The 23,386-nt window shown below is 63.8% G+C and carries 23 protein-coding genes; 8 read left to right on the forward strand and 15 right to left on the reverse strand.

Annotation, left to right across the window (positions count from 1 at the left end):
- Position 1 precedes the first annotated feature (1 nt).
- The 6 genes from IHE39_RS13025 to IHE39_RS13050 are packed head-to-tail and all read right to left on the reverse strand — an operon-like array spanning position 2 to position 6,348.
- A complete protein-coding gene (locus IHE39_RS13025) occupies positions 2 to 1,324 on the reverse strand; it encodes an aspartate aminotransferase family protein (protein ID WP_192566749.1) in 1,323 nt (440 codons plus the stop codon).
- A complete protein-coding gene (locus IHE39_RS13030; RefSeq protein ID WP_192566750.1) occupies positions 1,321 to 2,103 on the reverse strand; it encodes an N-formylglutamate amidohydrolase in 783 nt (260 codons plus the stop codon). Before IHE39_RS13030 ends, IHE39_RS13025 begins: the two co-directional genes overlap by 4 nt.
- The gene (locus IHE39_RS13035; protein ID WP_192566751.1) at positions 2,103 to 3,425 is read right to left on the reverse strand and encodes a glutamine synthetase family protein; all 1,323 of its coding nucleotides are present in this window, start codon (positions 3,423 to 3,425) and stop codon (positions 2,103 to 2,105) included. The genes IHE39_RS13030 and IHE39_RS13035 overlap by 1 nt, the downstream gene beginning before the upstream one ends.
- Positions 3,422 to 4,069: a cysteine hydrolase family protein gene (locus IHE39_RS13040; protein WP_192566752.1), complete on the reverse strand. Its 648-nt coding sequence runs from the start codon at positions 4,067 to 4,069 to the stop codon at positions 3,422 to 3,424. The genes IHE39_RS13035 and IHE39_RS13040 overlap by 4 nt, the downstream gene beginning before the upstream one ends.
- Positions 4,066 to 4,998 carry a MurR/RpiR family transcriptional regulator gene (locus tag IHE39_RS13045; protein WP_192566753.1) on the reverse strand — a complete coding sequence of 311 codons (933 nt, stop codon included), beginning with the start codon at positions 4,996 to 4,998 and terminating at the stop codon, positions 4,066 to 4,068. The genes IHE39_RS13040 and IHE39_RS13045 overlap by 4 nt, the downstream gene beginning before the upstream one ends.
- Before the next feature lie 27 nt (positions 4,999 to 5,025).
- On the reverse strand, positions 5,026 to 6,348 hold the full coding sequence (locus IHE39_RS13050) for a M20 family metallopeptidase (protein ID WP_192566754.1): 1,323 nt from the start codon (positions 6,346 to 6,348) through the stop codon (positions 5,026 to 5,028).
- Positions 6,349 to 6,606: 258 nt separating this feature from the next.
- Between IHE39_RS13050 and IHE39_RS13055 the strand changes: the two genes are divergently transcribed.
- The 6 genes from IHE39_RS13055 to ocd all read left to right on the forward strand — a co-directional run bounded on the left by IHE39_RS13055 (position 6,607) and on the right by ocd (position 12,411).
- On the forward strand, positions 6,607 to 7,848 hold the full coding sequence (locus IHE39_RS13055; protein ID WP_192566755.1) for an ABC transporter substrate-binding protein: 1,242 nt from the start codon (positions 6,607 to 6,609) through the stop codon (positions 7,846 to 7,848).
- Positions 7,849 to 7,918: 70 nt separating this feature from the next.
- The gene (locus tag IHE39_RS13060; protein ID WP_192566756.1) at positions 7,919 to 8,677 is read left to right on the forward strand and encodes an ABC transporter ATP-binding protein; all 759 of its coding nucleotides are present in this window, start codon (positions 7,919 to 7,921) and stop codon (positions 8,675 to 8,677) included.
- On the forward strand, positions 8,674 to 9,402 hold the full coding sequence (locus IHE39_RS13065) for an ABC transporter ATP-binding protein (protein ID WP_192566757.1): 729 nt from the start codon (positions 8,674 to 8,676) through the stop codon (positions 9,400 to 9,402). The genes IHE39_RS13060 and IHE39_RS13065 overlap by 4 nt, the downstream gene beginning before the upstream one ends.
- Positions 9,399 to 10,283: a branched-chain amino acid ABC transporter permease gene (locus IHE39_RS13070; protein WP_246485469.1), complete on the forward strand. Its 885-nt coding sequence runs from the start codon at positions 9,399 to 9,401 to the stop codon at positions 10,281 to 10,283. Before IHE39_RS13065 ends, IHE39_RS13070 begins: the two co-directional genes overlap by 4 nt.
- The gene (locus tag IHE39_RS13075; protein ID WP_192566758.1) at positions 10,280 to 11,311 is read left to right on the forward strand and encodes a branched-chain amino acid ABC transporter permease; all 1,032 of its coding nucleotides are present in this window, start codon (positions 10,280 to 10,282) and stop codon (positions 11,309 to 11,311) included. Before IHE39_RS13070 ends, IHE39_RS13075 begins: the two co-directional genes overlap by 4 nt.
- Entirely contained in the window at positions 11,308 to 12,411 is a 1,104-nt protein-coding gene (gene ocd, locus IHE39_RS13080; protein ID WP_192566759.1) for an ornithine cyclodeaminase, read from the forward strand. Before IHE39_RS13075 ends, ocd begins: the two co-directional genes overlap by 4 nt.
- A gap of 27 nt (positions 12,412 to 12,438) precedes the next feature.
- Here the strand turns inward: ocd and IHE39_RS13085 are convergent, their stop codons facing one another.
- Positions 12,439 to 12,852, reverse strand: coding sequence for a VOC family protein (locus IHE39_RS13085; RefSeq protein WP_192566760.1), 414 nt, complete (start codon positions 12,850 to 12,852; stop codon positions 12,439 to 12,441).
- Positions 12,853 to 12,943: 91 nt separating this feature from the next.
- On the opposite strand from IHE39_RS13085, the gene IHE39_RS13090 reads away from it, so the two are divergent.
- A complete protein-coding gene (locus IHE39_RS13090) occupies positions 12,944 to 13,813 on the forward strand; it encodes a LysR family transcriptional regulator (RefSeq protein ID WP_192566761.1) in 870 nt (289 codons plus the stop codon).
- A gap of 2 nt (positions 13,814 to 13,815) precedes the next feature.
- On the opposite strand, the gene IHE39_RS13095 is transcribed toward IHE39_RS13090, so the two are convergent.
- From IHE39_RS13095 to IHE39_RS13110, 4 genes are read right to left on the reverse strand one after another with little or no spacing between them, the layout of a single operon-like run.
- Positions 13,816 to 15,003, reverse strand: a complete 1,188-nt coding sequence (locus IHE39_RS13095; RefSeq protein ID WP_192566762.1) for a hypothetical protein — start codon at positions 15,001 to 15,003, stop codon at positions 13,816 to 13,818.
- A 20-nt stretch (positions 15,004 to 15,023) separates the two neighbouring features.
- Positions 15,024 to 16,037, reverse strand: coding sequence for a succinylglutamate desuccinylase/aspartoacylase family protein (locus IHE39_RS13100; protein ID WP_192566763.1), 1,014 nt, complete (start codon positions 16,035 to 16,037; stop codon positions 15,024 to 15,026).
- A gap of 11 nt (positions 16,038 to 16,048) precedes the next feature.
- Entirely contained in the window at positions 16,049 to 16,393 is a 345-nt protein-coding gene (locus tag IHE39_RS13105) for a RidA family protein (RefSeq protein ID WP_192566764.1), read from the reverse strand.
- A 44-nt stretch (positions 16,394 to 16,437) separates the two neighbouring features.
- Complete coding sequence (locus IHE39_RS13110) at positions 16,438 to 17,742, reverse strand: alanine racemase (RefSeq protein ID WP_192566765.1); 1,305 nt, start codon at positions 17,740 to 17,742, stop codon at positions 16,438 to 16,440.
- An 86-nt stretch (positions 17,743 to 17,828) separates the two neighbouring features.
- Between IHE39_RS13110 and IHE39_RS13115 the strand changes: the two genes are divergently transcribed.
- Positions 17,829 to 18,773: an amidohydrolase family protein gene (locus IHE39_RS13115; protein WP_192566766.1), complete on the forward strand. Its 945-nt coding sequence runs from the start codon at positions 17,829 to 17,831 to the stop codon at positions 18,771 to 18,773.
- Here the strand turns inward: IHE39_RS13115 and IHE39_RS13120 are convergent.
- Genes IHE39_RS13120 through IHE39_RS13135 form a run of 4 tightly spaced genes read right to left on the reverse strand, consistent with a single transcriptional unit; the run spans position 18,741 to position 23,257 of the window.
- Entirely contained in the window at positions 18,741 to 19,673 is a 933-nt protein-coding gene (locus tag IHE39_RS13120; protein WP_192566767.1) for an ABC transporter permease, read from the reverse strand. The genes IHE39_RS13115 and IHE39_RS13120 overlap by 33 nt on opposite strands.
- Positions 19,674 to 19,711: 38 nt before the next feature.
- Positions 19,712 to 20,683 (reverse strand): ABC transporter permease, encoded by a 972-nt coding sequence (locus IHE39_RS13125; RefSeq protein ID WP_192566768.1) that lies wholly within the window; start codon positions 20,681 to 20,683, stop codon positions 19,712 to 19,714.
- The gene (locus IHE39_RS13130) at positions 20,680 to 22,188 is read right to left on the reverse strand and encodes an ATP-binding cassette domain-containing protein (protein WP_192566769.1); all 1,509 of its coding nucleotides are present in this window, start codon (positions 22,186 to 22,188) and stop codon (positions 20,680 to 20,682) included. Before IHE39_RS13130 ends, IHE39_RS13125 begins: the two co-directional genes overlap by 4 nt.
- 19 nt (positions 22,189 to 22,207) lie before the next feature.
- Positions 22,208 to 23,257 carry a substrate-binding domain-containing protein gene (locus tag IHE39_RS13135; RefSeq protein ID WP_192566770.1) on the reverse strand — a complete coding sequence of 350 codons (1,050 nt, stop codon included), beginning with the start codon at positions 23,255 to 23,257 and terminating at the stop codon, positions 22,208 to 22,210.
- Positions 23,258 to 23,386 lie beyond the last annotated feature (129 nt).

The following is a 23,386-nucleotide window of genomic DNA, read 5'->3' on the forward strand; positions in this document are numbered from 1 at the left end:
CTCACCACATCATGAACGAGGCCACGTCCTTGTCGGACACCTTGCCGGCAAGCACGTCCTCGATCGATTGTCCGACGATGGCGACACCTTCGGCGGCCTCGTCCTCGCTCAGCGTCAAAGGCGGCATGAATTCGAGAACGTTCGCCTTGAGCCCGACATAGGTGAAGGCGGCACCCAGCTGATAGCCGCGGTAGATGATCTTGGCGGTGGTCGTGGCCGGCACAGGTTCGCGTGTCTGGCGGTCCGCAACGAGGTCAACACCGACAGCGAGGCCGCGGCCTCTGACGTCACCGATCATCTCGTATTTCGCGCCGAGCGCCCGCAATCCATCGGTGAACAGTTTGCCTGTCCGTGCAGATCTTGCAGCCAGGTTTTCACTGGCGATGGTCTTCAGCACGGCACCGCCAGCGGCGGTGGCGACCGGGTTGCCTGCTGTGGTCAGCAGCGCGAAGGCGGGAGCATGGTCCATGATCTCGCTCGGCCCGACGACCGCCGAAAGCGGCAGCCCGCCGCCGAGTCCCTTGCCGAACACCACGAGATCGGGCGTCAGCCCTTCGTGCTGGAAGCAGTGCATCAACCCGCTGCGACCAAGCCCGACCTTGACCTCGTCGACGACGATCTTGATGCCATGTCGCCGGCAGCGTTCCTGAAGTCCGAAGAGGAAGCCGGGCGGCGGCACGATCAGGCCGCCGTCCGACATCAGCGGCTCGATGAAGATTGCCGCGACCTGGTCGGGCGGGCAGGTGGTCTCGAACTGATAGTCGAGCAGGGCAAGGACGTCGTCGGCGCTGAACTGTGGCCGGAACGGATCGGGATAGGGCAGGAGCACGACACCCGGCCGTGGCAAGGTATGGGTCATCGCCGTATGGCCGCTGATGCCCATCGAGCCCGAAAGGTTGCCATGGTAGGAGCCGATGAACGAGATGAAACGCGAGCGTCGGGTCGCCGCTTGCAGCACGCGCACAGCGCAATCGTTGGCGTCGGAGCCGGAATGCCCAAACCAGACGCGCCGTTCGCCTTCGCCCGGCGTGATCGCCAGCAGTTCCTCCGCCAGCGAGACGGCAGGCTCGTTGGGGTAGAGCAGCAGGCTGGCACCGGCCATGTCGCGGACCGAGCGTTCGACGGCCTCGACGATCGCCGGATGACCATAGCCCAGGATTGCCGGACCGGCCGATCCCGAGAGATCGAGCACTTCGCGCCCGCCTTCCTCGATCAGGCGATTGCCGCGGCCACCGACAAGGCTCAGCGGCGAGAATCTCAGCCTGCCGATCTCGGCGATGACCCTGGCGTCGCGTTCGCGCAGCGAAAGCTCTGACGTGTTCATGCCACCATTTCTCCGCGGAAAGCCGGCAGGGCAGAAACCAGGCGGTTCGCCCATGCGTCGATGTCGTCAGAAGATGTCAGAAGGTCCTGGCGGATCTCGATGAGTACCGCGTCATGGCCGCGGTCGTCGCCGTGGACCGGTATGGCGTAGTCTGAATCGCGGTTGATGACGTAGGGCACGTTGGCATCGACATTGAGCCCTTGGCCATTGTTGCGCAGGCCGTCGACAAGCCTCGTTCCCAGCTCGGTCGCGCCGGCAAACAGCACGCCTGCATGCCAAGGCCGGGATACGCCGAGATAGGTTGGCGTGAAGCTGTGCACGGTGACGATGCGGGTTGGCCTTCCGTCCTTCTCACGGTCGGCGAGATGGCTGCTCACCTTGTCGTGGAAGGGCTTGAACATGATGGCCACGCGGCGCGCCCGTTCGGCTTCGTCGATATCGCTATTGCCGGGAATGGTCGTGTCCTCGGAGAGTGTAGGAATGCTTCCTTCCGATCCGAGTGGCCGGTTGAGGTCGATCAGCAGCCGCGAATAGGTACTGAGGAAGGCTGGAGCGTCGAGCAATGCCGACAGCCGTTGCGTCAACAGGGCAGCGCCAATGTCCCAGGCGATGTGCCGTTTCAGGTCTCTTTCGGTGAGCCCCAGACGGCTGTATTCGGCAGGCATGTGGTTGGACGCGTGCTCGCACAGCAGCACTGTGTCCGAGCGGCCGGCTTCGTTGAGCACGACGACGGCTTCGGGCCAGTCATTAGCCCGGTTATGCAATGCAGCCGATGACATCAGTAAAGCGTCCGGTAGAGCTCGCAGATCGCCGCCGCGTCCTGGCTGGCGAGCCTGGCGATCTCGGCGCGCTTGACGCCGACGAAGGTCTCGATGAACACCGGCGTGAACCAGCCGGTCACCGTAGCGCTGTCGAGCAGCACGTCGAGAGCGGCATCAAGCGTCTGCGGAAGCCTGACGAGGCCGAGCGCCTCCCGCTCGCCGTCACTCATCAGCGTTGGGTCGTCGGAGACGAGCGGCGGTACCGGAAGCTTGTGCGTCATGCCGTCCAGCCCAGCTCGGACGATGGCCGCCAGCGCCAGATAAGGATTGGCGGTGGCGTCTGCCGCGCGGTACTCGATGTTGAACTGCTTGGCTGGATCGCGGCCGCCAATGGTCACGGTCGGGCAGATGCGCAGTGTTGCCTCGCGGTTCTTGTCGGCGAGCCAGGTGTAGGACGAGCTCCAGTTGTGCGGCGTGAGGCGATAATAGGACGGCACGCTGGAAGCGGTCAGGCAGGTGATCGCCGGAAGGTGCTTGACGATGCCGGCGCAGAACGAGCCGGCCGCGGCTGACAGCCCACCTGGGCCGCCCCGGTCGTAGGTGACCGGCTGGCCTGCTTCGTCGACGAAGCTGAAATGAATGTGGACGCCGTTGCCGACGGCGGTCGGTGCCGTCTTGGGTGCGAAGCTGGCGCGCCAACTGAAATTGCGCGCCACTTCCTTGGTGATTTCACGGATCGCCACGGCGCGGTCCGCCGCGCTCAGCGCGTCGGTCGGCGCATGGGTGATCTCGAACTGGTCGCTGCCGAACTCGGCGATGATCACCTCAGGCGCGACGCCGGCCTCCTCGAGTGCTGCCATCAAATTGGGCGCGAAAGGGTCCGTTCGGCGCAGTGCATCGACGGAGAACGAATGCGCGGTCGGGAAATTGGCGCCGAAGATCTGGAACTCCTGCTCGAAGGTCGCCACCACCGACAGGCCGGTTGCCGCCTTGAGTTCGGCAAGGGCCTGCTGCAGCATGGTGCGGGTGCAGCCGAGCCACGGCGTGCCGTCGAGCTCGACGATGTTGCCGGCAACGATATCGAACGGCGTGGCCGAGCCGGTCAGGTCGGTCTTGTAGCGCGCCTTGAGGTCGGGAAGGATTCTCAGGTCGCCTTCCGACCCCCATGGATTTGGGTCGGCGATCGAGTTGAACGGTGTCAGCGACAGGTTGGCCTGGAGCCAGCCGATGCCGGTTTCGGCGACCTTGCCAAGCTTGCTTTCGACGACCGAGCGCCCGCGCGTCACCGCGGCAAGGTCGGTCGTCACAACTGCGACCAGGGGTTCGAAGCGGTTGGTCATGCGTTACGTCCCAAAGCATTGAAGCGAGCGACGACCGTTGCCGTGTCGGCGGTCCAGCAGTAGCCCTTGAAAGCGGAGAGTGCAGTGTCGTGGCGCTGCTGGGTGAAGGATGCGCAGGCGTCGGAAACACAGGTGACGAGGTAGCCCCGGTCGGCAGCGTCGCGCACGGCCATGTCGACGCACTGGTCGGTCATGATGCCGGCAATGACGAGCTGGCGAATGCCGAGATTGCGCAGGACGTAGTCGACATTTGTCGAGTTGAAGATGCCTGAGGAGGTTTTGGGAAGCATGATCTCGTCGCCGACTGGGACGAGGCTCGCAACGGGCAAACCCTCGGCCATGCTTGGCGGCACATGCATCGGGGTCAGCTTGTGGTCGAGCGAGCGGTCACGGCCGTCCTCGGTCAGGCTCTGGATGATGGTGTGCAGGACCTCGACGCCGTTGGCGCGTGCTGCTGCCAGCAGCCGTTCGGCGTTGGGAATGGTCCGCGTCGCGGTCTCGCGATAGAAATAATGGTCGGCGGTCAGGTCGGCATGGTCGGGGTCGCAGCCGGGCTCAAGCCAGATCCGCTGCATGTCGACGATCAGGAGCGCCGTGGCTCCCGACTGATAGGGCGCGTCGCGCCCGGGCAGTGTTTCGGTCATTGCTTGGGTTCTTTCTTCGAATGTTTTGGACCGAACGAGCCGGGGCCGCTGTCGGGCTCGGTTGTGCTGCGTCTTGTGCTGTCGAGGGTGACGGCATTGGCGTGCCGTACGTTTTCGAGATCGACGATGCGGGTACGGTTGGCCTCGCTCATCGTCGAAACGATGTGGGCGACAAGCGCTTCGATCTGGGCAACCGCTGGCGCCATCGAGTCGTAAGGGGACTCGACTTCGAGCTGGCTGACGATGACCACTTCGGCTAGGTCGGCGACCGGCGACAGCCACGGGTCGGTGAAAAGCACGATGCGCACGCCACGGGCAGCCGCTTGCCTGGCGTAGGCGACGACGTCGAGCTGGTAGCGGCGGTAGTCGAGGACGACCAGCACGTCACGCTTGTCGAGGTCGACCAAGGTGTCGAAATCCTGAGCCGAAAGCGATGCCACCTCGCGGATGCCGGGGCGGAACTGCATGAGATAGCCGGCCAGCATGCCGGCGACATGGCGGCTGAAGCGGCCGCCGATCAGGACAACCTGGCCCTTTGCCTCCATGATCAGCTTGGCGGCACGGTCATAGGTCTGCGGCGGTGTCGCCGTGGTCGACTTGTCGACGCAGGCCGTTACCGATTTCAGGTAGGAGATGATGACGCCGTCCCGGCTGCCGTCGGGACTTTTTGCCCCCATCATCTCCAGTGGCGAGTGAAGCCGCGCCTCGACCTCGGCGAGCAGCTTCGACTGGAAATCGGCGATGCCGTCGAAGCCGAGCTTCATCACCAGCCGTACGACTGTCGGGTCGCTCACCCCGGCGCGGCGCGCCAGGCTTGTCGCCGTCCCCAGACCCGACGTTGGATAGTCGGTCAGCAACAGCCGCACGATCTTTTCCTCGGAAGGCGTCAGGGAGAGGTCCTCCCGCATCAGAACGTCTCTAATGGCCATCAATGCCTCCAGCGCTCGACAGCGCGATCAGATTTCGCGCAGGCCGCAGAATTCCGCGATCGTTGCCGCCAGTACCTTGGTGGTTTCGACGAGACTGTCGATCTCTACGTATTCATCGATGCCGTGCAGGCCATCGCCCGCGCAGCCATAGATGACACAGGGAACTCCGGCGCCGGAGTAATGTGCCGCATCGCAGACGCCGGCCATTGCCGAGATCTCGACCGGCAGGCCGAGCGCCTTGCGCTGGCTGACCAGCGACTGGACGATGGCGTGGTCGACGGGCGTGTCGAGCGGCGGGAAATGCAGGCCCTGCAGTTCCCAGATGACGCGCGGCGGGTTCTGTCTGAGGAAGCCGTGCTGCGACGCGAAGGCATGCACAAAAGCTTCGAACTCGGCGCGGACGTTTTCCTTCTTCTCCTGCGGCAGGAATTTCAGGTCGAGATCGACGACGAACGCATCGGGAATGATCGCCGGGTTCGAAAGCAGCGTCGGCTTGCCGTCGGCGTCGGGCGACACGCCGCCGATGACCACGCCGGGATTGATGGTGGTGATGCCAGGTGGCAGCAGCGGGTGGAACTTGTTCATGCCCCATTCGCGCTCGAACTCGCGCAGCGCCATGATGAACAAGGTGCCGAGCTCGATGGCGTTGACGCCAGGTTCGAGCCGCTTCGGGTTGTCGTGGCGCTGCGGGTAGATCGTGTTGTAGCGCCAGCCGGCATGCGCGCTCTTGCCCGGGATGGCAACGCGCACCCATTCGAGACCGCCTGCCGCCGGCAGGATATCACCCCATGTCGGTTCGGTGACGATTCCGGCGCGGGCCTTGGGCATTGTCCTTGCCGCGTGCGCTGCACCGAAACCGCCTGCCTCCTCGTCGACCACGGCGTGGAAATCGATCCGGCCGACAGGGCGATAGCCGGCCTTGCCGATGGCCCGGATGGCGGCGGCCATGGTGGCAATGCCGCACTTCATGTCGATCGCGCCACGGCCCCAGACCCGGCCGTCGCGGATTTCGCCGCCGAACGGATCGACGGTCCATTTGGCTTCGTCGACCACCGGCACGACGTCGACATGGCCATTGAGGAGCAGGCTTCTCTCGTCACTGCCGGCAAGCGTGCCGATCAGATTGGGGCGGTTGGGGAAGACTTCCTGCTGCTGCGTCGTCAGCCCGATTTCTTCCAGCACGCGCGCCAGATGCGCCTGCACCTCGGGCTCGCGGTTGAGCTTTTCGTTCGCCTCGAACTTCGGATTGACGGAGGGAATCCTGACCAGGTCACGTGTCAGGCCGACGACAAAATCGCGTTCCTGCTCAACGACTTGCTGGATGCTCTCGATGGCTTTTTCGATGCTCATGTGTCTCCCCGTTCATGCTCTCAGGCGTATCTGAGCTGTAGCCTAATGACGAAGAGAATTCTACAAGAAAATAATATCTCGTCAATCTTGAAGAGATATTGACATGATCGTGACGATGGTCTTACCTCACGTCAAAGCGAGAACCCGCAAGCAAGAAAAGCCGTCGGCAAAGGCGGCCCCAGCGCATCCAGCACGTCAGATCGCCGGTGGTCTCGACCGTCGGCGTCGCCAATTCTGTTTCAACAATGGGAGAGTGAAATGAGTACCAAACGTCTGATGGCGGCCTTGCTGGCAACATCGATGCTCGTCGGCGGCGTGGTTGCCGGAAATGCTCAGGACAAGACCACCAAGATCGCATTGCTCGCGCCGGTTTCCGGCAAGGCGGCGGCCGACGGCGCCGAGATGGTCAATGGTGCGCGCATGGCGGTGGACGAGATCAACGCCGCCGGCGGCGTCGCCGGATTCAAGCTCGAACTCGTCGTTGGCGACATCCAGGATTCGACGCCCGATGTGGTCACCAGCGTGTTCGAACGTCTGGCCGGCGACCGCGAGGTCAACGCCATGGTCTCGGGCTACACCAGCACGACCAATTTCGAGATCGAACTGATGGCCGAGCAGGAGATGCCCTACATCATCGCCGGCAACACGGCGGAGACGCGGGCCATCATTTCGGCGGCGCCCGACAAGTATCCGACCGTCTGGTCCTATATGCCGACTTACGACGCCTATGAATCGGAGCTGGTCTCCGTTGTCGATGGCCTCGAAAAAGCCGGCAAGCTGCCGCTCGACAACAAGAAAGCAGCGCTGATCTCCTCGGACAATCCCTACTCCAAGACGATCATGGACGGGCTGAAGAAGAACTTCGAGGCTGCTGGCTGGACCGTGACGTCGACGGATCTCCTGCCGTTCGGCGAAATCAACGACTGGCGGCCGTTCCTCGCCAAGGTCCGCGAGGCCAAGCCCGCGGTGATCGTCAACACCGACTACATCTCGGCCAATGCCGCGACCTTCCTGACCCAGTTCCTCGAGCAGCCGACCAAGAGCCTGGTCTTCATCCAGTACGCGCCGTCGGTTCCCGAGTTCATGGAGCTGACCAAGGATAAATCGACCGGCATCATGTACAACATGATCGGCGGGCTCTACGGGACCACTGGCGAAAACAAACGCGCCACCGAGGTGGTGTCCAAGTACAAGGCCAAGTATGGCGCCGAGCCGGGCGGTTATGGTGCCCATCTCTACGAGCAGGTCTACATCTACGCCGATGCACTGGCCAAGGTCGGTGACCCGACCGATCGCCTGGCGATAGGCAAGGCCATCGGGGAGACCGACAAGCAGGTCGCCATCGGCCGCATGGCGTTCGATCCCAAGACGCATCTCGCGCTGCAGGGTGCGGACACGGTGCCGATCCTGTTCTTCCAGCTGTGGAACGGCGAGCGCAAGCTTGTCTATCCGGCCAACCTTGCCGGCGCCGAGTTCCAGACGCCGCCCTGGATGAAGTGATCCGTCACGACGTCCGACGGCCGGTGCTACCATCATGCCCGGCCGTCGCCCCTCATCGAGGAAATGAGACATGAACGCATCGCCAGATCAAAATGGCGCTCTCTTGCAGGCACGCAATGTCACCCGTCGGTTCGGCGAACTGGTCGCCGTCAACGACGTGTCGTTCGACGTGCTCAAGGGCGAGATCTTCGGCATTGCCGGCCCCAATGGCAGCGGCAAGAGCACGCTGTTCAACATCCTGACCGGCATTCCCTTCGGTCCGTCCGCCGGCCGGATCATCTTCATGGGGGAGGAAATCCAGCGCCTGCCGGCCTACCGGATCAGCCAGGCTGGCCTCGTCAGGACGTTCCAGAAGGACGCCGAGTTTCCGACCATGACGGCGCGTGAAAATGTCGTCTGCGGAGCGGTCTATTGCGGCGGATTGCGACGCGATGCCGCCCAGGCCGCCGCCGATGACGCGCTCGACGCCGTCGGTTTCGACAAAAGGCGCCAGTCGCTGCCGGCGATGGACCTGTCGGTTTACGAGCGCAAGCAGCTGATGATTGCGTCCGCCGTTGCGGGCAGCCCGGCGATGCTGTTGCTCGACGAGCCGGCCGCTGGCCTGACCAAGCCCGAGATCAAGGAGCTCGGCGATCTCGTGCTCAGCATCCGCGACCGGGGCGTGACGATCGTTCTCATCGAACACGTCCTGACATTGCTGCTGAAGGTGTCGGAACGGCTGATGGTTCTCAACCAGGGTGCCGTGCTGGCACATGGCGATCCGCACGAAGTGGTGCGCGATCAGCGCGTCGTCGAAGCCTATCTCGGCAAACGGGAGCTCGTCCTATGACGCCAGATCTTGCACTTGAGGTCTCAGGCGTCCGTGCCGGCTATGACAGCTACGACGTGCTGATGGGGGTATCGCTCAAGGTCGGCATCAACGAGCGCGTCGGACTGTTTGGCCCCAACGGCCATGGCAAGACAACCCTGCTGAACGCGATATCAGGCGTCATCAAGCCGCGCGTTGGCAATGTCCGCTTCATGGGCGACGAGATTGCTGGCAAGTCGCCGCAAGCCGTCGTCGATCGCGGCCTGATTCATGTTCCCCAGGCCAACCTGCTGTTCCCGCAGATGGAAGTCATGGAGACGCTTGAGCTCGCCGCTTTCTGCAAGCGGGCCAAGCCGGAGAAGTCGGCCAATCTCGACAAGGTGCTGCAGCTGTTTCCGCGCCTGAAGGAGCGGCGACGCCAGCAATGCAAAACCCTGTCCGGCGGCGAACGGCAGATGCTGTCCATCGGCGTTGGGCTGATGTGTGCGCCGAAGATGCTGATGCTCGACGAGCCGACGCTCGGCCTGTCGCCCAAGCTGAAGGACGAGCTTGCGGTGGCGATCGGTGAAATTTCGCAGACCGGCATTCCGCTCCTGCTCGTTGAGCAGGACATTTCATTCGTCCTGTCGCTCGCCGACCGGATGTATCTCGTCGACCATGGCGAGATCACCCGTGAGGTCAGCAAGGGCCAGGACGTCGACCACGAACAGATAATGCAAATGTATTTCGGCGAGGAGCACGCATGATGAGCCTTGATGCTTTCAGCGCCCTGCTTGTCAGCGGGCTCGTGCTGGGTTCGATCTATGCGATGATGGCCAGCGGCCTGTCGCTGGTCTGGACAACGCTCGGCATTTTCAACTTCGCCCACGGCGTGTTCATGGCGCTCGGCGCTTATGTCGCCTGGACGGTTTCGGACGCCGCCGGCCTCAACCTGTGGCTCGGCTTTGCCATCGCCATGTCGGTGGCCTTCATGGCCGGCCTTGGCATTCTCATCGAGCGCACCGTGGTGCGGCCCTTCTACGGCCAGCGTGACATGCTGCTGATCACTGTGATGACGACACTCGCGGTCATGATGTTCCTGGAAAAGGGCATCCAGATGCTGTGGGGACCGCGCCTCAAGCAGCTGCGCCCGATCGTCGAAGGCAAGGTTTCGCTTCTCGGCATCACGATCTCCGCCCAGGAAGCGTTCATCATCGTCATCGCACCGCTGGTGCTGGCGGCGCTGTGGGCATTCTTGCGCTGGACATCGACGGGCAGGGGCATCCGCGCCGTCGGTCAGAACCCCGATGCAGCCAAGCTGATCGGCATCAACGCCTCGGCGATGTTTGCCGTCACCTTCGCGCTATCTGCCGTGTTGGCCGGCTTCACAGGCATTCTGCTCGGCTCGCTCAGATTGCTGACGCCGGGGCTTGGCGCCGAGCCGCTGATCAAGGCCTTCATCATCGTCATCTTCGGCGGCATGGGCTCATTGGCTGGTACCATCGGTGCTGCCTACATCATCGGCCTTGTCGAAGCGTTCCTGATCACCACGGTTGGCTTCTACTGGGCGCCTTCGGCACTGTTCATCATCCTCATCGCGGTGCTTCTGGTGCGGCCCGAGGGACTGTTCGGAAGGAGGGTCGCATGATCCGCTCGCTCTCTGGCAATCGCGCGTTCGTCCTCGGGGCGGCACTCGTCATTGCGGTGCTGATGCCTTTCGTCGTCCAGGACACCTATTGGCGGCACCTGTTCATCATCGCCTTCATCTACGCGATGGTAGCGTCGAACTGGGATCTCAGCCTTGGTTATGCCGGCATCTTCAATTTCGGCCATGTCGCCTTCTTCGGCGTCGGCGTCTATGCGGCAGCCCTGTCGACCAAGTTCCTCGGCGCCGATCCGTGGATCGCCATTTTTCTCGGCGGTGTTGCTGCTTCGCTCGCCGGCGCGCTTGTCGCGCTGCCGGTGATCAGGCTCAAGGGCATCTACGTCGTGCTGGTGACTTTCGCCTTCGGTCAGCTCGTCCTGCAACTGGTGCTGAGCCAGTCCGAGATCACCGGTGGCACGCAAGGCATCGTTCGCATCCCGGCGCTTGAGGCCTTCGGCTACAACTTCCTGCGCGATTTCAAGTTCGGCTACTACTATGTGGCGCTCGGCCTGCTTGTCATCTCGACGATCTTCCTGCGTTTTGTCGTCAGGTCGGATTTCGGCATGTCGCTGCGTGCTCTGCGCGATAACGAGGAATATGCAGTCGCCCGCGGCATCCCGACCGGGCTGCAGCGCCTCAAGGTGCTGGTTGTCAGTGCCTTCTTCACTGGCGTCGCCGGCGGGTTCTTCGCCATCTACCTGCGTGTCGCCTCGCCTGAGATCTTCGGCTTTCCGGTCCAGTCGTTGGTCCTGTCGATGGTGCTCGTCGGTGGCACCGGTACGATCTACGGGCCGATTGCGGCGGCTGTTATCCTCACATTCGCCTCGGAGATGCTGGGCAGCATCGAAGGGCTCGACGAAGGCCGCGTCATGCTGATCGCCGTGGCGATGATCATTGTACTGCTGTTCTTTCCCAATGGACTGGCATCGATCTGGCGCAGGCGCGCGCAACGCGCAGCGCTCGCAGACAGTGCTGATAAGGCCGTCGCCGAAACCCGCCTGATCGAAAATTCCGCAGGAGCTTCGCGATGATTTCATCCTCCGTTACCCGCCCGGCGCAACCTCCCAAGACGTCCGCGCCGGGCACGCTGGCCATCGTTCCCTTCGTCAGCGTCGACAACATGATGAGGCTGGTGCTGGCCATCGGCGTCGAACGCTTTCTGGTCGAGCTCGCCGGCTACATCGAGGAGGACTTCAAGCGCTGGCCACTGTTCGACAAGACGCCGCGTGTCGCCTCGCACAGCCTGGAGGGCGTCATCGAACTGATGCCGACCAGTGATGGCAGCCTCTACGGCTTCAAATATGTCAACGGCCACCCCAAGAACACGCGCGACGGGCGCCAGACGGTGACCGCATTTGGTGTGCTGTCCGATGTCGGCAGCGGCTATCCGATGCTGCTGAGCGAGATGACGATCCTGACGGCGCTGCGCACGGCGGCAACCTCGGCCGTCGCGGCCAAGTATCTCGCTCCGCAGGATGCCTGCTGCATGGCGCTGATCGGCAATGGCGCGCAGTCCGAATTTCAGGCCCTGGCGTTCCGGGCGCTGCTCGGCACCGACAAGTTGCGCCTCTACGACATCGATCTCGCGGCTTCACAGCGTTGCGCTGCCAATCTTGCCGGGCTGGGGTTTGACATCACCATCTGCGGCTCGGTGCAGGAGGCGGTGGAAGGCGCGCAGATCATCACGACCGTCACCGCCGACAAGCAATACGCGACGATCCTCACTGACAACATGGTCGGCAGCGGCGTCCACATCAACGCCGTTGGCGGCGATTGTCCTGGCAAGACCGAGTTGCACAGGGACATCCTGCTGCGGTCGGGCATCTTCGTCGAATACACCCCGCAGACGCGGATCGAAGGCGAGATCCAGCAGCTCGATGCCGACCATCCGGTGACGGAGCTATGGCAGGTGATCGCGGATCAGGCTCCTGGCCGCACCAGCGCGCAGCAGATCACCCTGTTCGACTCGGTCGGCTTTGCTACCGAGGACTTTTCGGCGTTGCGTTACATCAGAGACCAGCTTGCCGCCACCGGGCTCTATTCAGAGCTCGATCTCATCGCCGATCCTGACGAACCGCGTGACCTGTTCGGCATGCTGCTGCGCATGCAAGGCAACATCGCCGCGCACTGATCGCGGCGATGACCCGGTTGGGTCTGCCTACACGGCGAAGACGCTGTCGAAATCCTTGAAGCCCTTGACCTCAATCGGATTGCCGGAGGGGTCGAAGAAAAACATCGTGCGCTGTTCGCCGGGTTCGCCTTCGAAACGGATGACAGGCGGAATGTCGAACGCAATGCCGCCCTGTTTCAGCCGATCGGCGAGCGCGAACCAGTCGTCGAGCGGAAGCACGATGCCGAAATGCGGCATCATCACGAGGTGAGTGCCGACCTTGCCGGTGCGGGTGACCTCGAACGGCTTGCCGAGATGCAGCGACAGCTGATGGCCGAAGAAGTCGAAATCCACCCAGCTGTCGGTCGAGCGCCCTTCGACACAGCCTAGCACGCCGCCATAGAAGCCACGCGCCGCGTCGAGGTCGGTGACGTGGATGGCGAGATGGAACAGTGATTTCATTGCGGGTCGTTCCTGCTGTTTGACCGACATCTAGAACGTCGGATAGGAAAGGAAAACTACGGAATTCTGTTTCTCAGCCTAAGGAAATCCATTGGACATCCGGTTTCTGCAAAGCCTGGTGGCAGTGGTCGAGACGGGCTCGATCGTTGCCGCTGCGCGGCGGGAGAGGCTGACGCCGGCGGCTGTCAGCCAGCGCATTCAGGCGCTGGAGCGAACCCTCGGCTGCCCGCTTCTCGTACGTGGCGCCCATACCGCGCGGCCGACGGAGGCCTGCCTTTCGCTGCTGCCGCGGGCCCGGGCCCTGGTTCGCGACGCCTCGCTGCTCGTCGATGACCTCGACGCCACCGGCCTGTCCGGAGATCTCAGGGTGGGTGCGATCTCAACCGTCCTGACCGGCCTGGTGCCGGTGGTGCTGGGCAGGCTTACAGAGCGCGCGCCATCGTTGAAACTGCGGCTGACGCCCGGAACGTCCGAACATCTCTACGATCAGAAGCTTGCCGGCCAACTCGACGTCGCCGTTCTCGTTGAACCGCCCTTCGCGCTTCCGAAACTGCTCGCCGCCACCTGCATATCGCGCGAGCCCCTGGTGTATCTGACGCGCGATGACATTGCGCCGGCTGATATCATCGACCACGCGCGGAACACGCCGTTCATCCGCTACGACCCATCGTCCTGGGGCGGTAGGATCGTTGCCGGCTACATGGACAAGGCCGGGCTGTACCCTGACGTACGTTGCGACATGGATGCGCTGGAAACGATCGCGATCCTGGTGGCAAAGGGCATCGGCAGTTCGCTGGTGCCCCGTTGGCCAGGGCTTGTCGCCAATGGGTTCAACATCGTCCCGGTACCGCAGGCTCATGCTCACGAACGCTCGCTGTCGTTTCTGTCGTCGAGCGTTCCGCAAAAGCCCAACGCCATCAGGCTCTTGCACGACCTGTTTGTCGAGGCTGCGAACGCCTGAGCCTAGACGTTGCTTCGCCCGATCGCGGCGCCGATCCAGTCCAGCCGTGCCGCCGGGATCAGGCCGTAATTGTAGAAATTGATGCCGTCGACTTCGGCCGCAAGCGCCGGCGCTACCTTGGCGGCGAGCACATCCGGCCCCGACATTTCGGGGTAGTAGAGCCGGTAGCAGGTGCCGAGAAATTTGTCGGGACCGAGCGCCCGGCGTCCGGTTGCGAGGAGCTCTGGCACTTGGTCGGCCTCCATGCCGTAGGCCGACAGGATGACACCGTCACAGGCCTTGCCGATCGAGGCGAGGTCAGAGCCGCCGAGCCAGCCTTCCTTGAGGTCGATGACGACGACGTGGGTGGCTGGATGGGCAACTTCTCGCAGTTCGGCGACAAGGCTGGTCACCGGTTCGAAGCGCCAGGCGAAATAGGCATGCAGCTGCGGCCAGGGCGCGAAGGTATCAAGACCCCGCGCCGGGAAATCCGGAAAGCGCGGTGAGGGTGTAGCGCGCTCGCAAGCCTCGTTGATCCATTCGCAAACCAGCCGGCGCGCCGCCTCGCCATCGACGCCGGCCTTTGCTGCACCCGCGAGGCAGGACGGGCAAAAGCAGAGCGAGAGCAGGAAATCGTCCTCCGCCATCAGTCCGACACCGTCCTTCTCATGATGGTATTCGTGGGCGAAACCCATGAAGGTCGGCGTTTCGAGCTCGATCATATCAGGCCGATAGCGATGGCTGATGTCTGCGATCAACGCTCTGACATAGGCGCGGGCATCGGCATTGGACGGACACAGGCTGTAATAGTTCGGATCGCCGAAGGCATTCCGGGTGACGGCGCGGGGATGCAACATGCCGAGCCGGGTGTTGTGCAGGCAGACAGTCCAGCACGACACTTTCCGGCCGCTGCCGTCACGCCGCCGGATCAGTTCGGCAAGCACGTCCCCGCCCTCTGAGATGACATCGGCAACCTTTGGCTGGATGGCGAGCCCGTCCCAGCGCTTGGGCGTCGGCTGGAAATAGATGGTGCCGTCTTCGGGAAAATAGGCCTTGCGGCGTGGGCTGCGCGGCTGCAGGAAACGGCCGGCGTGATAGGACGTCGCCAGGCTGATCGTGTTCATGCCGGCGCGCTCGGCGAGTTCGCGTGCGACCGTGTCGTGGCCGATATCCTGGATGTCCCAGGGGTAGGTCCACATCGAAAGCTGCATGGGGTTCCTCGCGGGTTGCGTCATGCCTGCACCGGCTCGGCGACCTGCAACAAGCAGTCGCCGGCTTCGCACATGGTGTGCAGCCGACGCGAGATGACGATGCCGGCCTCGGCAAAATGCAGCGCCTCTTCCGGCAAATCCAGGCGTTCCAGATCGTGATACCAACCGGCCAGCTGTCCCGCCGTGACGCGGTCGCCGAGCCTCGTTGCCGGCTCGAACCAGCCGCGGCGGGTAGCGTAGATACCCTGGCTGTGGCGCGACAACGACAGCAATCGCGTTTCGTCGACTGGCCCGGAGGGCGATGCCAGCACAGGCTCGCCGGTCACGTCGGCCGCAATGAGAAGGTTGTCGATGGCACGCGCGGTAATGGCCATGGAATCGATGGTCGCCGTGCCGCCGCCGCCGAATTCGCCTGAAATGCCGATGGCACCGGCACGTCGCGCAGCGCCCATCGAAGTGGGAGACGCCGCACCATTGTCGGCGATGAAACCGTAGGGCATGCCGAGCGCCTGCATCAGCGCCACGGCGCGCTGGTGACGTGCAGGGTGGTCGGCGTTGCGTTCGACAAGTGCCGTCGGCAGGTGCTCCATCGAGGTGCCGCCCGAATGCAGGTCGAAGACGATGTCGTGGCGCGGGAACAGCTCTTTCTCGAGGAAATGCGCCAGCCGGCCGGTCGGTGTACCCGCCAGGTCGCCGGGAAAGGCGCGGTTGAGGTTGCCGCCGTCGAGTGGCGAGCAGCGTTTGGCCGCCATCACTGCCGGTGTATTGGCCATCGGCAGGATAGTGATGCGCCCCTTGATACGAGCCGCATCGAGCTTGCGGATCAGCCGCGCCAGCGACAGCTCGCCTTCATATTCGTCACCATGATTGCCGGCCATCAGCAGGACCGAAGGCCCCTCGCCATTGCGGACCTGGCAGATTGGCACCTTGACCTGGAAATAGGGTGAGCGGTCGATCGAGAACGGAATGCTCAGATGCGCGAGCGTCTTGCCGTCGCGGTCGAAATCGAGGCTGTGGACGAGGCCGGAATGCATGGACGATCCTCTCAGACGGCAGCGACGGCGGTGATCTCGATCCTGAGATCCGGATCGGCGAGGCGTGCTTCGACGCAGGCACGGGCAGGCAGGCGGTCAGGATCGACCCAGGCGTCGTAGATACTGTTCATCGCCTCGAAATCGCCGATCTGCGGTAGGAATACATTGACGGCAACAAGCTTGGACTTGCTGGTGCCGGCTTCGGCCAGCAACTGGTCGATCTTTGCCAGCACGTCCCTCGTCTGGCTCTCGATGCCAGCCTTGCGGTCGTTTGCGACCTGTCCGGCAATATGGACCATGCCGCCATAAGCGACAGCCTGCGACATGCGCGACCCCGACTGGAAGTATTGTATCATTTCAGGTCCTTTCAGGTTTTCTCGGTTCGGCGTGTCGGGGGCGGTCAGCCGAAATAGGTTGGGAAGGCGTTGCGCACGTGCCCTGTCTCGTCGATGCCGAAGATGACGCGGTAGCGATCGAGGCACGTGCAGGGGTGGGAAATGCCCAACTCGACGACATCACCGACGGCGAGATCACTGTCCGATGCGAGCGAAAGAAACGCATGCTGGTCGTTGAGCTTGGCCACTGTCGGGAGCGAGCCGGTCAGCGGCAACGGCACGCCGGCGCGATAGCGGCCGAGCACGACCGGAAAACCTTGGTCGAAAGACACGTCACGCATGCCCATGCCGCAGATGACGGTGTCGGGTTCGGGGCGTGACAGCACTTCCGCCCAGAGCCGAAGGGCAGGGCGGAACGACTGCCGAGCCGAGACGGCGACACCGTCGAGTGCGAAACCATGGCGCTCATCGATAGCGGCCATGGCGCGGTCGTAGACGCCGTTGTCGTGGAAGAAGATCGCGCCGCTGCGCAGCACGAGCTTGGCGCGGCCGTCGCGGGCAATGACTGGTGCCAGGGCCGAAACGACCTTGTCGAAGAACACCGAACCGCCGGCGCTGAGGATCAAGTGGGCCTCGGCGCCAACCTGCTTGCGCAAAAGTGCAAAGACATTGGCGGTCAGTTCGAGCAGGCCCGAAATCGCCGTGTCGGTCTCGGCCTGGGTCTGTCGTCCGGCTGCACCCTCATAGGTCGCCACCCCTGCGGCGACGAGGCGGTCGCCGCTGCCAATGATCGCGTCGATGATGGCTTCGGCATCGCCGAGCGTGCGCGCGCCGCCTCGCCCGGCGCCGGTCTCTACCAGTACGTGCAGTGGCGGCAGGGCGTCATTGGCGCGCCATGTCGCGGCCAGTGCGTCGACCGCTGCGACAGAATCGACAAAGACATGGAGGTCGGCTTGCGGGTTGGCCGCAATCAGCATGGCGAGCCGACGAGCACCGCCCTCACCGCCGACTTCATTGGCGAGGATCAGCCTGTCGAGCCCGGCCCTCAGCATCACCGCGGCTTGCCTTATGTCGGCGACGGTCGTGCCCCAGGCACCCGCTTGCAACAGCGAGCGCGCCAGATCGGGAGCCATCGGCGTCTTGGCGTGTGGCGCGACCTCGACCCCGGCCTGCCTGGCATACCGGAAGAACAGGTCGCGATTGCTGACGAAAGCCTGTTCGTCGAGGGTCAGCACCGGCAACGACATCGCGCCGTCGGCGGGGTGCCAGCCCTTGGAGCTGACGAGGCTGCTGGCGAACGCCGTTGTGCCTGACGGAACGCCACGGATGCGGTCGTCGAGCATGAAATTTTCGCGGGGGCCTGTCAGCATGGCTGGTGCTTCCGTTTCATCTGGTGCTACCCCTTCGCGCGGCGGGCGCCGGCGCCTTGCCGTTCGGGGCGAAAAAAGGGGCACACGTGGCGCATTATTCCGGTCCGATCATCGATGCCCATCACCATCTGTGGGATCTTGGCATGGACCGTCATCCCTGGCTGGTCCCGGCGACCAATGGGCGCGACAGCCTCGGCGATCTTGGCCCGCTGCGCCAGAACTACCTTGCGGACGACTACCTGCGCGACGCGCATGGACACAATGTCGTTGCCACCGTCCACGTCGAAGCCGGCTGGGCCAGCGACGACACGACTGGCGAGACACGCTGGCTGGAAAGCCTCGACAAAACTGGTGGCGTGGCGGCGCGCTATATCGCGCAAGTGCCGCTGGCCGGCAAATATGTGGAAGCGCGGCTTGAAGAGCAGGCGGCCTTTGCCCGCGTCGTTGGCGTGCGCGACATACTGAGCTGGGACACCGATCCGGCGCGGCGTTTTGCGCCTCGCGATGGCATCATGGACGAGCCCGGCTGGCGTGAGGGCCTGAGGCTTGTGCAGCGCCATGGTTTCGTATTCGACCTGATGGTTTTTCCGCGGCAGCTGGCAGGCGCCGCTCGACTGGCTTCCGAATTCCCAAACCTTCTCTTCGTCCTCAATCATTGTGGCAGCCCGATCGACAGGGATGCCGGGGGCATGCAGGTCTGGCGCGACGGGCTGCGAACACTTGCGCACCTCGACAACGTCGCCATCAAGATTTCGGATCTCGTCGCCTACGATCATGACTGGACGCTCGACAGCCTGTGGCCGGTGGTCATGCACTGCATCGAGTGTTTCAGTCCCGGGCGCGCAATGTTCGGCAGCGACTTTCCCGTTGCCGGCCTGCATGCGACGTTCAGCGAGGTGTATGACAGCTTCAAGGCGATCACCTCGGACCTATCGGCCGCAGAGCAGAGCGCACTGTTCTTCGATACCGCCAAGAGGGTCTACCGGCTTGATGACATCTCATCGGCGGGCGGCCTCGCGGCCGGAGAGTAGCAGAAGACCAAGGATCAGCGAGCCGAACAGGATGCTGCGCCAGCCGGGCGAAGCGTTGACGACGGTGATCAGCGCGGTGATCGTGACCAGCAGGATCGAGCCCGGAATGGTGCCGGCATAGGTGCCGAGCCCGCCGAGGATCGACGTGCCGCCGAGCACCACGGCGGCGATCGAAGCCAAAAGATACGGATCGCCGATGCCGACATAACCCTGGCCGTTCATGCCGAGCACGAGCACGCCGGCGAGCCCCGCGGTCAGGCCGCTTACACCGTAGATGGCGATCGTGGTGGCAGGAACCGGCACGCCCGACAGTTCGGCAGCGCGCGGATTGGCGCCGATGGCAAAGATGCGGGCGCCGAACGGCGTCGCATGCATGACGAACAGTACGATCGCTGCGAGCGCGATCCAAAGCACGACACCTGCCGGGATGCCGAGTGGCCGTGCGTTGCCGAGCCAGCCGACCAGCGGATTCTGCAGCGACACAGCGCTGCCGCCGGCGATGATGATGAGCAGGCCCTGGAGGAAGGTCGCCATGGCGAGCGTCATGATCATCGGGTGGACGCGGAGATAGGCAACGCCAAGTCCGTTCACCAGGCCGATTGCGGTGGTCATCGTCAGCACCAGCAGGATCGCCGACAGTCCGGTCGGATCGGCCGACGAAGAGACCAAAGGCAGGCCGACGGCGGCGACGGTGACGATTGCCGCCACCGACAGGTCGATACCGCCAGCGATGACGACAAAGGTCTGCCCGGCGGCAACCAGCCCGATGACGGCGGCAAGCTCGACCAGGTAGCGCAGATGGCCGAAGGCGCCAAAGCCGCGCGTGGCAAAGCTGGCGACGATCCAGACAGCGGCAACCACCAGCAGCGTCAGGAACGGGCGGCTTCCTAGCACGGTCATGATACGTGCCTTGGGCGACATGGATTGGCTCGCGCTACTCATCTTTGCACCTTGCGGAATTGCGGCAGCGCGACAGCGCCGATGATGATCAGGCCCTGCGCGACATATTGCGCGACCGGGGTGAATCCGAGGAAGAACATGACCGAGATCATCAGGCTGAGCAGCAGAGAGCCGGCGAGCGCACCGCGCATCGTGCCCTGCCCACCGAGGAAACCGATGCCGCCAAGCACGGCGGCGGCAATGGAGTTCAAGGTGAAAGCCGCGCCGATGACCGGATCGCCAGAGCCGGTCTGGGCCGCGACGAACAATCCCGCGCCCGTCGACAGCAGGCCACTGAGCGCATAGGCAGCGATGCGCGCGGCATCGACCGGCACGCCCGAACGATAGGCGCCGACGGGATTTTCGCCGGCTGCATAGAGGCTGAGGCCGAGCGGCGTCGCGAGATAGAGTTTCCACAACAGCACGACCACCACCAGCAGCAGGAATGCCGCCGGGGTATTGCCGGCCAAAAGGTCGGACAGCCATTCGGGCATGGCGCCGCCGGGGCGCGGCAGGATGAGAAGGGCCGCGCCGCCGATGATGAACGAACCGGCGAGCGTCACGACGATGGCCGGCAAACGCAGCTTGACGACGATGAAGCCGGTGATGGCGCCGATGCCGAGACCCGTGGCGGCGACCAGCGCGGATCCGCCGGCGACGCCAAGCGGGCCAACCATCGTCGTCGCCGCGATGACGGCGCCGAGGCTGACTGTCGCGCCGATGGCGAGGCTGATGCCGCCGGTCAGCATCAGCAGGGCTTGTGCCATGGCGACAAGAGCCAGCGGGAACCAGCTCTGGGTGAATTTGGCGAAACCGGCCATGGTGAACAGGCCCGGGAACAGGAAGCCATATGCGACGATAAAGGCGAGCACGACCAGGAAAAGGCCGCGTACGCCGACATTGCGGCCGGCCTGAACCGACCAGTAGAGCCGGCCTGTGCGTTGCCCTGAATTGGATGGGACGACGCTCATGCGGCTACTTTCGGTTTGTCGGCGGCGACGGCTGCGGCAACGATGGCTTCTTCACTTAATGCGCCATGCTCCAGCATGGCGGCGACGCGGCCCTCGCGCACCACCGCGACGCGGTCGCATAGATGCACGAGCTCGGGCGTATCGGAGCTCATCAGCACGACGGCCTTGCCAGCTTGGGCCAGTTGGCGGAGCATGATGTAGATCTCGCGCTTGGTCTCGACGTCGACGCCGCGTGTCGGATCGTTGAGCAGAAGCACCAATGGCTCGTGCGGCATCCATTTTGCCAGTGCCACCTTTTGCTGGTTGCCGCCCGACAGCGCCTGGGCCGCCCGGCCAAGGTCGCCCTTGATACCGAGCTGGGTCGCCAGGCTATGCGCCAGTTCGCGTTCGTTGCCGCGGTTGCGCGGCTTGAGTGCCGGCAGCCGCGCGAAGGCGGGCAGCATCAGGTTGGTGATGATCGGATGGATGAGATGCAGGCCCTCACGCTTGCGGTCGGCAGGCACATAGGCAAGGCCAAGCGCATTGGCCTTGGGCACGCCGCTAGGCAGGGCTTGATTTCCATTGACCATCGCCGAGGCCGCCTTGGCGGGGATCGCGCCATAGAGGCCGAGCAGCAGGTCTTCCTGTCCCTGGCCGACCAGACCGCCAATGCCGAGCACCTCGCCGGTCCTGATGTCGAGGTCGACATCTCGCATCAGCCCGGCCGAAAAGCCGCGAACTGAAACGGCCGCCGCGGTCGATGGCGAGGGCTGCCATTTGGGAAACAGGTCGCCGGGGTCACGGCCAACCATCAAGCGCACGAGGCCTGCCGCATCGGTTCCCTCCAGCGGCTGATCCGACGTCACCGAGCCGTCCTTCAGCACGGTGACATGCTGGCACAGCGCCATCACTTCATTGAGCCGGTGCGAGATGTAGAGGATGGCCGTTCCTTCGCTGCGAAGCCTCTCCAGCAGATCGGTCAGAATACGGGTTTCGGTTGCCGACAATGACGATGTCGGCTCGTCGAGGATCAGTACCCGGGGTTTGCGATAGAGCGCCTTGGCGATCTCGACCATCTGGCGCCGGCCAAGCGAAAGCTCGCCGACCGGCGTCGACAGCGGTTCGTGCAGTCCGACCAGCGCGCATGCCTCGCGGGCCCGCGACGCCAGCTCGGCATAGTCGACGAGGCCGAAGCGGCGCGGATAGGCGCCCAAGCCGATGTTTTCGGCAATCGACAGATTGGCCGTCAGCGAAAGTTCCTGCTGCACGACGGCAATGCCTGCCTGTCGTGCCTCCGGCGGTGTCATGTGCGACACCGCCTTGCCGTCCACTTCGATGGTGCCGCCGTCCGGCCGTAGAGCGCCGGACAGCATGTTGATGAGGGTCGATTTCCCGGCGCCGTTCTCGCCGAGCAGCGCATGCACGCGCCCCGGCAGGAGTGCGATGGAAACGTCGCGCAGGACGGGGTTGCCGAAGAAAGCCTTCGACACCCCCCGCGCGGTAAGAAGCGGAGCCGTATTCGCCACGTCTGGTTGCCCCCGAGACTTACTTGCCGGCCAGGATCTTTTCGAACAGGGCCTGGTCGTAGGGCGAATAGATGTAGCCGTCGGCCGGGAAGTCGGCGGCGCGCGCCAGGTAGTCGCCGATGTTGGCGTTGTCGATCACCGGCAGCGGGATCTTGACAAAGGCCGGCACATCCTTGCCTTCCAGCGCCTGGACGGAAAGCCAGGTGGCGAAGGCACCGAGCCAGTTCGGCTGCATGGTTGCCCAACCCTTCAGGTCCTTTTCCTTCCACAGCTCAAGAAACTGGCGGGCATTTTCGCCGGTAATCGGCACCTGCGTGCGGCCTTGCTTGTCGAGCGCAAGCACGGCACCCGCCGAGAGCGCGCCGCCGAGCGACAGGATGCCGTCGATCTCGGGATTGGCGAAGAGCAGGCTGGTGACGGCTTCCTGTGCCGGGGCGACGTTGTAGGCGGTGTTGGTCTCGGCCAGGATCTTCACATTAGGGTTGGCTTCGAGCACTGGCGTCGCGCCCTTGCGGCGGTCGTCGCTGACCGAAACACCGGCTGGGCCGTTGAGCACCAGGATGTTGCCCTTGCCGCCCATCTGCTCGACCAGGAACTTGGCCGCCTGCTCGCCCCACTGGGCCGAATCCGTGTTGACCTTGGCGGTGACCTGGTCGGTGTCGACGAGGCTGTCGAAGTTGATGATGGCGATGCCCTTGGCGCAGGCATCGGCCAACACGCGTGCCGGAGCCGTCGACGAGCCGGCGATCAGGATGATCGCATCGACGTCGGAATCGATCATCGACTGGATCTGCTGGATCTGGACGTTGGCATCGCCCTGCGCGTCGGTGATGACGAGCTTGTCGACGAGGCCCTGCTTCTTCAGATCCTCGATCTGGGCTTCGAGCGTACCCTGGGTCTGCTTCATCCAGGTCGGAACGGAATAGATGTTGGCCCAGCCGATCGTGTAGGGCGCCTTGCGGTCGCCCTTGATGCAGTTGGCGGCTGCCTCGGCTGCGGACGTCGCGCTAAAGCTGAGTGCCAGGCCCAGGCAAAGGGCGCTCGCGGATGCAAAATATGACAGTTTCATTGTTTTCTCTCCCTCCAAAGATTGTGCCTTGGGGCACCGGCAAAGACAGCTCCGCCCTCCGACTGCCGCGTCGCGGAAGTCGCCGGTCCGTTTGTCTTGTTTGTTCGGTTCGCTCTAAGACCTTGCTTG

Source organism: Aminobacter carboxidus (assembly GCF_014863355.1).
GTDB lineage: Bacteria > Pseudomonadota > Alphaproteobacteria > Rhizobiales > Rhizobiaceae > Aminobacter > Aminobacter carboxidus.

What these genes read in the sequence shown, in the direction of transcription:
- IHE39_RS13025 (WP_192566749.1), bottom strand. Translation starts at nt 1,324, where the DNA reads ATGAACACGTCAGAGCTTTCGCTGCGCGAACGCGACGCCAGGGTCATC.
- IHE39_RS13030 (WP_192566750.1), bottom strand. Translation starts at nt 2,103, where the DNA reads ATGTCATCGGCTGCATTGCATAACCGGGCTAATGACTGGCCCGAAGCC.
- IHE39_RS13035 (WP_192566751.1), bottom strand. Translation starts at nt 3,425, where the DNA reads ATGACCAACCGCTTCGAACCCCTGGTCGCAGTTGTGACGACCGACCTT.
- IHE39_RS13040 (WP_192566752.1), bottom strand. Translation starts at nt 4,069, where the DNA reads ATGACCGAAACACTGCCCGGGCGCGACGCGCCCTATCAGTCGGGAGCC.
- IHE39_RS13045 (WP_192566753.1), bottom strand. Translation starts at nt 4,998, where the DNA reads ATGGCCATTAGAGACGTTCTGATGCGGGAGGACCTCTCCCTGACGCCT.
- IHE39_RS13050 (WP_192566754.1), bottom strand. Translation starts at nt 6,348, where the DNA reads ATGAGCATCGAAAAAGCCATCGAGAGCATCCAGCAAGTCGTTGAGCAG.
- IHE39_RS13055 (WP_192566755.1), top strand. Translation starts at nt 6,607, where the DNA reads ATGAGTACCAAACGTCTGATGGCGGCCTTGCTGGCAACATCGATGCTC.
- IHE39_RS13060 (WP_192566756.1), top strand. Translation starts at nt 7,919, where the DNA reads ATGAACGCATCGCCAGATCAAAATGGCGCTCTCTTGCAGGCACGCAAT.
- IHE39_RS13065 (WP_192566757.1), top strand. Translation starts at nt 8,674, where the DNA reads ATGACGCCAGATCTTGCACTTGAGGTCTCAGGCGTCCGTGCCGGCTAT.
- IHE39_RS13070 (WP_246485469.1), top strand. Translation starts at nt 9,399, where the DNA reads ATGATGAGCCTTGATGCTTTCAGCGCCCTGCTTGTCAGCGGGCTCGTG.
- IHE39_RS13075 (WP_192566758.1), top strand. Translation starts at nt 10,280, where the DNA reads ATGATCCGCTCGCTCTCTGGCAATCGCGCGTTCGTCCTCGGGGCGGCA.
- ocd (WP_192566759.1), top strand. Translation starts at nt 11,308, where the DNA reads ATGATTTCATCCTCCGTTACCCGCCCGGCGCAACCTCCCAAGACGTCC.
- IHE39_RS13085 (WP_192566760.1), bottom strand. Translation starts at nt 12,852, where the DNA reads ATGAAATCACTGTTCCATCTCGCCATCCACGTCACCGACCTCGACGCG.
- IHE39_RS13095 (WP_192566762.1), bottom strand. Translation starts at nt 15,003, where the DNA reads ATGCAGCTTTCGATGTGGACCTACCCCTGGGACATCCAGGATATCGGC.
- IHE39_RS13100 (WP_192566763.1), bottom strand. Translation starts at nt 16,037, where the DNA reads ATGCATTCCGGCCTCGTCCACAGCCTCGATTTCGACCGCGACGGCAAG.
- IHE39_RS13105 (WP_192566764.1), bottom strand. Translation starts at nt 16,393, where the DNA reads ATGATACAATACTTCCAGTCGGGGTCGCGCATGTCGCAGGCTGTCGCT.
- IHE39_RS13110 (WP_192566765.1), bottom strand. Translation starts at nt 17,742, where the DNA reads ATGCTGACAGGCCCCCGCGAAAATTTCATGCTCGACGACCGCATCCGT.
- IHE39_RS13120 (WP_192566767.1), bottom strand. Translation starts at nt 19,673, where the DNA reads ATGACCGTGCTAGGAAGCCGCCCGTTCCTGACGCTGCTGGTGGTTGCC.
- IHE39_RS13125 (WP_192566768.1), bottom strand. Translation starts at nt 20,683, where the DNA reads ATGAGCGTCGTCCCATCCAATTCAGGGCAACGCACAGGCCGGCTCTAC.
- IHE39_RS13135 (WP_192566770.1), bottom strand. Translation starts at nt 23,257, where the DNA reads ATGAAACTGTCATATTTTGCATCCGCGAGCGCCCTTTGCCTGGGCCTG.